Here is a 978-nt window from a genome sequence, read left to right on the forward strand (position 1 = left end):
TGGTTACCAGGCCAAGCAACTCAAGTCAGGAGAGACGGATGAACAGTCATAAGCATGCCCGCTTGACGGCTGCGGGTCGAGCCCTGCTGGTCAGCAGGGTATTGGACGAAGGCTGGTGCGTGACAGCGGCCGCCCAGGCCATGGGCGTGAGCTGCCGCACCGGGTTCAAGTGGCTGGCCCGCTTCAGGGCCGAAGGCACCGCAGGGCTGTGTGATCGAAGCTCGCGACCGCATCACAGCCCCACAGCTTGCCGCCCCGAACAGGTGAGCCAGTTCGAACTGCACCGCCGACAACGCCTGCCGTTGTGGCGCATCGCCCGCGAGTGCGGCCGCAGCCTGTCCACCGTGGCCCGGCACATGGCCCGCCTGGGCTTGAGCCGCTTGAGCGCCTTGCAACCGCCCGTGCCCGTGTGCCGCTATGAGCGGGCCAGCCCTGGCGAGTTGCTGCACATCGACACCAAGCGCCTGGGACGCATCCAGGGCGTGGGCCACCGAATCACAGGCCAGCGCCAGCACCGCAACCGAGGCATCGGCTGGGACGCCGTGCATCTGGCCGTCGACGATCACTCCCGGGTCTCCTTCGCCCGGGTGTTGGGCGATGAGACGGCCCTGAGCTGCGTGCAGTTCCTGCGCCAGGCCGTGGACTACTACGCCAGCCTGGGCGTGCGCATCGAGCGCGTCATGACCGACAACGGCGCGGGCTACAAGAACACCTTCGGGGCAGCCTGCCAGGAACTGGGCATCCGGCACATCCGAACACGGCCCTACACGCCCAAGACCAACGGCAAGGCCGAGCGCTTCGTGCAGACCAGCTTGCGCGAATGGGCCTATGCCAGACCCTACGAGAGTTCAGCCCAGCGCCAAGCTGCATTGCAGCCATTCATTGACGGCTACAACTGGTGTCGACCACACTCCGCTCTCAACCATCAGCCGCCCATGAGCCGCATTCCGGCCATGAACAACCTCCTGAGAATCAACA

Annotated in this window: 1 protein-coding gene; it reads left to right on the plus strand. The window is 66.0% G+C overall.

Annotated features, from left to right (window positions below; translation table 11 throughout):
* Nucleotides 1–38 precede the first annotated feature (38 nt).
* Nucleotides 39–978: IS481 family transposase (locus AC1RVY_RS26495; RefSeq protein WP_492809134.1), on the plus strand; the 940-nt coding region annotated here is incomplete at its 3' end.

Source organism: Acidovorax sp. GW821-FHT11A03, from assembly GCF_058809075.1.